The organism is Amycolatopsis plumensis, from assembly GCF_042652605.1.
Classification (GTDB): domain Bacteria; phylum Actinomycetota; class Actinomycetes; order Mycobacteriales; family Pseudonocardiaceae; genus Amycolatopsis; species Amycolatopsis plumensis.
The window spans coordinates 3,576,473-3,584,117 of sequence record NZ_JBHSJY010000001.1; the positions used below are offsets into that span (position 1 = coordinate 3,576,473).

Annotated in this window: 8 protein-coding genes; 6 read left to right on the forward strand and 2 right to left on the reverse strand. The window is 71.1% G+C overall.

The window, feature by feature from the left end; all coding sequences use genetic code 11:
• Positions 1-305: 305 nt before the first annotated feature.
• Together ACFPLC_RS17315 and ACFPLC_RS17320 are read right to left on the reverse strand one after the other, a co-directional pair.
• On the reverse strand, positions 306-875 hold the full coding sequence (locus tag ACFPLC_RS17315; RefSeq protein ID WP_378189333.1) for a GNAT family N-acetyltransferase: 570 nt from the start codon (positions 873-875) through the stop codon (positions 306-308).
• A 31-nt stretch (positions 876-906) separates the two neighbouring features.
• Positions 907-1,737, reverse strand: a complete 831-nt coding sequence (locus tag ACFPLC_RS17320) for an inositol monophosphatase family protein (protein ID WP_191311482.1) — start codon at positions 1,735-1,737, stop codon at positions 907-909.
• Between the two features lie 129 nt (positions 1,738-1,866).
• Here ACFPLC_RS17320 and ACFPLC_RS17325 point away from each other — a divergent pair, with 129 nt between their 5' ends.
• The 6 genes from ACFPLC_RS17325 (at position 1,867) to ACFPLC_RS17350 (ending at position 7,641) form a co-directional block, all read left to right on the forward strand.
• The gene (locus ACFPLC_RS17325; protein WP_378235862.1) at positions 1,867-2,985 is read left to right on the forward strand and encodes a glycosyltransferase family 4 protein; all 1,119 of its coding nucleotides are present in this window, start codon (positions 1,867-1,869) and stop codon (positions 2,983-2,985) included.
• Between the two features lie 2 nt (positions 2,986-2,987).
• The gene (locus ACFPLC_RS17330; RefSeq protein WP_378189331.1) at positions 2,988-4,091 is read left to right on the forward strand and encodes a glycosyltransferase; all 1,104 of its coding nucleotides are present in this window, start codon (positions 2,988-2,990) and stop codon (positions 4,089-4,091) included.
• Between the two features lie 84 nt (positions 4,092-4,175).
• The gene (locus tag ACFPLC_RS17335) at positions 4,176-4,865 is read left to right on the forward strand and encodes a class I SAM-dependent methyltransferase (protein ID WP_378189330.1); all 690 of its coding nucleotides are present in this window, start codon (positions 4,176-4,178) and stop codon (positions 4,863-4,865) included.
• Positions 4,866-4,875: 10 nt separating this feature from the next.
• Positions 4,876-6,162, forward strand: a complete 1,287-nt coding sequence (locus ACFPLC_RS17340) for a geranylgeranyl reductase family protein (RefSeq protein ID WP_378189329.1) — start codon at positions 4,876-4,878, stop codon at positions 6,160-6,162.
• 506 nt (positions 6,163-6,668) lie between these two features.
• Complete coding sequence (locus ACFPLC_RS17345; RefSeq protein ID WP_051736101.1) at positions 6,669-7,088, forward strand: NADH-quinone oxidoreductase subunit A; 420 nt, start codon at positions 6,669-6,671, stop codon at positions 7,086-7,088.
• 4 nt (positions 7,089-7,092) lie between these two features.
• The gene (locus ACFPLC_RS17350; protein ID WP_093954411.1) at positions 7,093-7,641 is read left to right on the forward strand and encodes a NuoB/complex I 20 kDa subunit family protein; all 549 of its coding nucleotides are present in this window, start codon (positions 7,093-7,095) and stop codon (positions 7,639-7,641) included.
• The last annotated feature ends 4 nt before the right edge of the window (positions 7,642-7,645 follow it).

A 7,645-nucleotide genomic window follows, 5' to 3' on the forward strand; every position in this document is an offset into this window, starting at 1 on the left:
CCGCTCCTCGTCCTTTGATTGTTCAACACCGGAGAGCCGGCCTCAAGGGCGCCTTCGGCGTCGCTTCGCGATTCGCTTCGCTCACCCTTGACCCCGGCTCTCCGGTGCTGACTGCGGCTGGGACGAGGTTCGGGGGAGGTGTAGGGCGGGTGCCTGTTGGCCAGGCGATCCCTCGCCTTCGGGGCAGCTGTTGTCCTCACCCCAAGGCAGGGGCGCTCCGCTGAACCGGGCAAACCGGTCCGGTGGGCGTTGTGGTGGCGCAGTGAATGACTCATTCATTGCGTCTGGGGTCAGGAATGAGTCATTCATGACGCGGCTGGGGCGGGCGTGCCCAGCCACGTCTGGCGCGTGATTTCGTACTCGACCTCGCCCTGCTCCGCTCCCTCGATCGGGTCGTCGTACTCGCCGGCCGAGATGAACGCTCGCTTGAACGTCATGCCCACCGAGGCCATCGTTGCCCGGGAAGGGGTGTTCACCGCCATCGTCTGGGCGAAAATCCGGTTCAGCCCCAGCTCCTCGAAGCCGTACCGGAGCACCGCCAACGATCCCTCACGGGCGTACCCCTGCCGCCAATGCCGGCGCAGCAGCCGATACCCCAGCTCCGCCTCTCCTTCGGCATATGGCTGGTCCGGGCCGTTCGGCGGGCGCAGGAGCCACCACCCCACGAACTCCTCGCCCGCGAAACCCATCCAGAACCCGAAGCCCGGCGCGGTGGCCATCCGCCGTGCGTGCATCCGGGAGACTTCCTCCCGGGTCGAGGCGCGGCCGGTCAGGTACCGCATCACCGCCGGATCCGAGTCCAGCTCGTACTCCAGCTCCAGGTGATCGTCGGACAAAGGCACCAGCGTGAGCCGTGGTGTGGGCAGCGTCGGCATGGCTCGATCTTCGCCCCCGGCGCAACCCGATTCAGCCCGCCGTCTCCTGCCACCAGCCCAGGACCTCGTCCGCCACCCCGGGGGCCGCCACCAGCAGGCCGTCCGTCGGCAACGCCGTGTCCTCGCCGTGCTTGTCCAGGACCACCGCGCCCGCCTCGATGGCCATGGCCACCGAGCCCGCCACGTCCCACTCGTGGTAGCTGTGCAGCACCGCCGCCGCCGCGTGGCCCAACGCCACCTGGGCGATCGACAGCGCCGCGGACCCGAGCACGCGGACGCCCGCGTGGGCCGCCGCCGCTCTCTCGATGAAGCCGCCCATTCCCGGCCAAGGACCCGTGCGGGCCAGTTCCGTGCACACCAGCGAGCCCGCCGTGACGCAGCGGTCGGTCAGGTGCACCGGTTTGCCGTTCGCGCGGGCTCCGCGGCCGCGCGCCGCCGCGTAGATCTGGGCGCGGTACGGGTCCGCCACCACGCCCACCACCGGGCCCGCCGCGTCCACCAGCGCCAAGCTGTACGCGCACCACGGCACCCCGGCCACGTAGTTCGCCGTGCCGTCCACCGAGTCCACCACCCAGCGGTACTCCGCGACGTCCGCTCCGTGATCCGCGCCGAACTCGTGGCCGACCACCGGGATGCCCGGGAACTCCGCCGTCAGGACGCGGCGGGTGTGGCGCTCCAGGATCCGGTCCGTGTCGGTGACCCAGTCGAACGGCGAATCCAGCGTCGAAGGGTGCGCGCCGCGGCCGGCGGTCGCGGTGATCACGTCGGTGGCGTCGTTGGCCAGCCGCCCGGCCACTTCGAGCGCCCTCGACAGCAGACCGGGCTCGACGGGCCGCGGCGGCCGTGAGGACAAGAGGGTCATGCCTGCTTAGTCTGGGCCACCCGGGTTTCCGGCACACGACCTTGAGATGACATGTCGTAGCCGATCTGTTCCGGCACCGTTGGCCCGAGTGTCACACGAGCGCCAGGATCGGGTGCGATCGTCCATGACGTGCGAGTCGCCATAGTCACCGAAAGTTTCCTGCCCCAGGTGAACGGCGTGACCAACTCCGTCCTCCGGGTCGTCGAGCACCTGCGCGAACGCGCGCACGACGTGCTGATCATCGCGCCCGGCCCCGGCCCGGACTCCTACCGCGGGGCCCCGGTGGTCCGGATCCCCGCGCTCGACGTCCCCGGGGTCAGCTCCCTGCCGATCGGCCTGCCGACGCGCACCGTGCTCACCGCGCTCACCGCGTTCGGCCCGGACGTCGTGCACCTGGCCTCGCCGTTCGTGGTCGGCGCGCGCGGGCTCGCCGCCGCGAGACGGCTGCGCGTCCCCTCGATCGCCGTCTACCAGACCGACATCGCCGGGTTCGCCGCCGCGTACGGCTTCGGCATCGCCGCCCGCGCCGCGTGGCGCTGGGTACGGCGGCTGCACTCGCGGGCCGACCGGACCCTCGCGCCGTCCAGCGACTCGGTCGAGCAGCTGGAGCTGCACGGCGTCCCGCGGGTGCACCGGTGGGCCCGCGGTGTTGACATCGAGCGCTTTTCCCCGGACCACGCCGACGCGGCGCTGCGGGCCGAACTGGCGCCGAACGGCGAGCTGCTCGTCGGGTTCGTCGGACGGCTGGCCCCGGAGAAGGAGGTCGACCGGCTGGCCGCGCTGGCCGGGATGCCGGGGATCCGGGTGGTCGTCGTCGGCGACGGTCCCGAACTCGAAAGCCTCAGGGCGCAGCTGCCGGGCGCGGCCTTCCTCGGCGCGAAGTACGGCGAAGACCTTTCGAAGGCGTACGCGAGCTTCGACGTCTTCGTCCACACCGGTCCGCACGAGACGTTCTGCCAGGCGGTGCAGGAGGCCATGGCGTCCGGCCTGCCGGTGCTCGCGCCGGACGCCGGTGGCCCGAAGGACCTCGTGCTGCCCGGCCGCACCGGCTACCTGCTGCCCGCCGAACGCGAGCAGTTCGGGCCGGCGCTCGTCGAGAAGGTCGGCGCCCTGCGTGACGCCGCTTTGCGCGCGAGGCTCGGCGAGAAGGCGCGCAAGGTCGTGCTCGGCCGGACCTGGCCCGCCGTCTGCCGCGAGCTGATGGACCACTACGAAGCCGTGCAGGGCCGGGCCGCCCGCGCGGCCTGACCATGCACATCGTCCAGCTCGCCAACTTCTACGGGCCACGCTCGGGCGGGCTGCGCACCGCGCTGCACCACCTCGGCGCCGGGTACGTCGCCAGCGGGCACGAGGTGACGCTCGTGGTGCCCGGCACCCGGTACGCCGACGAAGTCCTGCCCACGGGGGTGCGCCGGTTTTCCCTGCCCGCGCCGAAGATCCCGGGCACCGGTGGCTACCGGGCCGTCGACCCGCACCGGGTCCGCGCGGTGCTGCGGAAGCTCGAGCCGGACCGCCTGGAGGTCTCCGACCGGCTGACGCTGCGCGGGATGGGCGGCTGGGCGAGCCGCCACGGCGTACCCAGCACGGTGATCTCCCACGAGCGGCTCGACCGTCTGCTGGAGCAGTTCCTGCTGCCCGAGCCGGTGGCGCGCCGGGTCGCCGACGTCGCGAACCGGCGGATGGCCGCGAGCTACGACACGGTCGTCTGCACGACGGCGTTCGCCCGCGCGGAGTTCGACCGGATCGCCGCGCCGAACGTCCGCCGGGTGCCGCTCGGCGTCGACTTGGCGACCTTCCGGCCCGCCATGCGCGACGACGGCTGGCGCACCGACCTGGCTTCCGGCGCGGACACCCTGCTCGTCCACTGTGGACGCCTGTCGCCGGAGAAACACGTGGAGCGCAGCGTGGACACCGTCGCTTCGCTGACCGAGGCCGGGGTGAAGGTCCGGCTGGTGGTGGCGGGCGACGGGCCGCGGCGGCGGGCTCTGGAGCGGCGGGCGCGCGGGCTGCCGGTGACGTTCCTGGGCTTCCTGCCGGGCCGTGGCGACGTCGCCCGGCTGCTGGCCAGCGCGGACGTCTCGCTGGCGCCCGGGCCGCACGAGACGTTCGGGCTCGCGGCGCTGGAGGCCCTGGCGTCCGGGACGCCGGTGGTGGTGTCGGCCTCGTCGGCGCTGCGGGAGATCGTCCGGCCCGGGTGTGGCGCGGCGGTGGACGACCACGCGCCCGCCTTCGCTTCGGCGGTGACGGACCTGCTGGACAGCCCGGAGGAGGTGCGCCGAGCGGCCGCCCGGGCGCGGGCCGAGGAGTTCACCTGGCCCGCGGCCGTGGCCGGGATGCTGGCCACCTTCCGCTGAACGTCCCGGCGGACCGGTCCAGCCCACCCCGCCCCACCGCCACCCTCAACGGACGGGCTGCGCCCGGCTGTCTACATTCAAGTCATGTCACGCGCAAGCCTGGACAAGGACCCGCACGAAGTCGCCGCGATGTTCGACGGCGTCGCGTCCGGGTACGACCGGGCGAACTCGTTCATGACCTTCGGCTTCGACCGGCGCTGGCGCACCACCACCGCCCGCGTCCTCGACGCCCGCCGCGGCGAAAAGGTCCTGGACCTGGCCGCCGGCACCGGCGTCTCGACCGTCGAGTACGCCCGTGGCGGCGCCTGGTGCCTGGCCGCGGACTTCTCCTTCGGCATGCTGCGCGCCGGGCTGCACCGCAACGTGCCGATGGTGGCGGCCGACGCGCTCAACCTGCCGTTCGCGGACGAGAGCTTCGACGCCGTGACCATCTCGCTCGCGCTGCGCAACTTCGTCGACCCGAAGGCCGCGCTCACCGAGATCGCCCGGGTGGTCAAGCCGGGCGGCAGGCTGGTCATCTGCGAGGTCTCGACGCCGCCGTTCGCGCCCATCCGGTTCGTCCACCGGCGGTTCGTCCTCAAGCTGCTGACCTGGGTCGGCAGCCGGACGTCGTCGAACCCGGAGGCGTACAAGTACCTGGCCGAATCCATGCTGACCTGGCCCGACCAGCGCACCCTCGGCGAGATCATCGCGAGCGCGGGCTGGACCGACGTCGAGTGGTTGAACCTCACATTCGGGGTCGTGGCGATCCACCGGGCGCGCAAGCCTGCCTAGACTCGCGCGTATGACGCGACGCACCGCAGACCAGGACGCCGAAGTCATCGTCGTCGGCGCCGGACCCGCCGGGTCCACCGTGGCCACCTACCTGGCCCGCGCGGGCGTCGACGTCCTGCTGCTCGAGAAGACCGAGTTCCCGCGCGAGAAGGTCTGCGGCGACGGCCTGACCCCGCGCGGCGTCAAGCAGCTCATCGACCTGGGCATCGACACGAGCGAAGAGGCGGGCTGGGTGCACAGCCGCGGCCTGCGGATCCTCACCGGCGACCTGACGCTGGAGCTCGACTGGCCGGACCTGACGAGCTACCCGCCGTACGGCGTCTCCCGCACCCGCCACGACTTCGACGACCTCCTCGCGAAGCTCGCCGTGAAGGCGGGCGCGCGGCTGTACGAGCGCACCACCGTCACCAGCGCGATCACGAACCCGAGCGGGCGCGTGGTCGGCGTCGAGGCGAAGGTCGGCCCGGAGAAGACGCCGGTGAAGTACTACGCGCCGCTGGTCCTGGCCTGCGACGGCGTGTCCGCGCGGCTCGCGCTGAGCGTCGGCATCCAGAAGAACGAGAAGCGCCCGATGGGTGTCGCGGTGCGCCAGTACTACAAGAGCCCGCGCCACGACGACCCGTTCATCGAGGGCCACCTCGAGCTGTGGGACAAGTCCGACCCGCGGAACCCGAAGCTGCTGCCGGGCTACGGCTGGGCGTTCCCGCTCGGCGACGGCACGGTCAACGTCGGCCTCGGCATGCTCTCGACGTCGGCCTCGTTCCGGAACACCGACTACCGCGCGCTGCTGCGCCAGTGGCTCGACGGGACGCCGGAGGAGTGGGGCTACCGCGAGGAGAACGCGATCGGCAAGGTCGGCGGCGCCGGCCTCCCGATGGGCTTCAACCGTACCCCGCACTACCGCGACGGCCTGCTGCTGCTCGGCGACGCGGGCGGCATGGTCAGCCCGTTCAACGGCGAAGGCATCTCGGCGGCGATGGAGTCCGCGCAGATCGCCGCGGAGGTCGTCGTGCAGGCGCTGGCGCGGCGCGAAGGGCCTTCGCGGGAGCGTGCTTTGGAGGCGTACCCGCGGGCCGTCGGTGAGCTGATGGGCGGGTACTACGCGCTGGGCAACGTCTTCGCGAAGATCATCGGCAAGCCGAAGATCATGCACGCGTGCACCAAGTACGGCCTGCGCATCAACAAGCTCCTGCCGCTGGTCTACAAGGGCCTGTCGGGCTGCTACGACGCGAAGGGCGGCGACGGCGTCGACCGCCTCATCGCGGCCCTCGCCCGTGCCACCCCCTCCCCCCGCTGACCCCAACCCGTCACTTTCCCTGGGAAAGATGCGTCTCGAGGGCCCGCGGATGCATCTTTCCCAGGGAAAGTGGCATCCTCATGCGCGCGCGGACACACGAGTGGCCTAGCAAGTTGGCCGTGCGGTCAGTGGGATAGATCACAGGTCAGCGCCCGTTTTGTCCGCCCGGAACGCGATCTTGAACGCCTTTCGCGCAGGTCGCGCGTGCGGCGTTGCCGACCCGTGACAACGATGGCGGCAGAACTTAGGAGACCCTTATAACACGGGGTACTAGGGACAAGAGTGTGAGTCGCGTCCTAGACTCCCCCCATGCTTTGTGAATCCCTTCACATCCACGACGAGTGGCTTGTGAACTATTTCACAAGCGGCTCACGGTCCAGCCACGGGCCGTAAGGAGACCCTGACCCTCGGCGGTGTGACCCAGGTCCCTTAGGGTGCCGACGAGGCCCAGCGGTTCCCCACCACAAGCACAACCGCAGCGGCGCGGAAAGGATGGCGAAGACCCCGTGCTGACGTTGCTGACCCGGACCGACACGGTGCAGCTGGCCCAAGAGGCCCCGAGCCTGAAGCCCTACCTGCCCCTGGTCCTGTTGTTCGTGCTGGCGCTGGCGTTCGCCGTGCTGTCGGTGCTGCTCGGCCCGCTCGTCGGGCCCAGCCGGTACAACAGGGCCAAGCTCTCCGCCTACGAGTGCGGTATCGAGCCGTCACCGCAGCCGCTCGTCGGCGCCGGGCGGATGCCGGTCGCGTACTACATCACCGCGATGCTGTTCATCCTGTTCGACATCGAGATGGTCTTCCTCTACCCGTTCGCCGTGCAGGCGGACGCGCTGGGCACGTTCGGCCTGGTGGAGATCCTGCTGTTCATCGCGACGGTCGGCTTCGCGTACGCCTACGTGTGGCGGCGCGGCGGCCTGGATTGGAACTAGACCCATGGGCCTGGAAGAAAAACTCCCCAACGGCGTCCTGCTGGCCAGCCTGGAAGGCCTCGTCAACTGGGCGCGCAAGAACTCGCTGTGGCCCGCCACCTTCGGTCTCGCCTGCTGCGCGATCGAGATGATGACGGTCGGCGGTTCCCGCTACGACATCGCCCGCTTCGGCATGGAGCGCTTCAGCGCGACGCCGCGGCAGGCCGACCTGATGATCGTCGCCGGGCGGGTCACCCAGAAGATGGCCCCGGTCCTGCGCCAGATCTACGACCAGATGGCCGAGCCGCGCTGGGTCCTCGCGATGGGCGTCTGCGCCTCCTCCGGCGGCATGTTCAACAACTACGCCGTGGTCCAGGGCGTCGACCACATCGTGCCGGTCGACATGTACCTGCCCGGCTGCCCGCCGCGGCCGGAGATGCTGCTGGACGCGATCCTCAAGCTGCACGCCAAGATCCAGGACGAGCCGATCAACGCCCGCCGCGCCGCCATCCGCGCGGCCAGCGGGGCGCGCACCGAGCTCGTCGCGTCGTCGATCAAGTACGCGAAGAAGTAGAGCG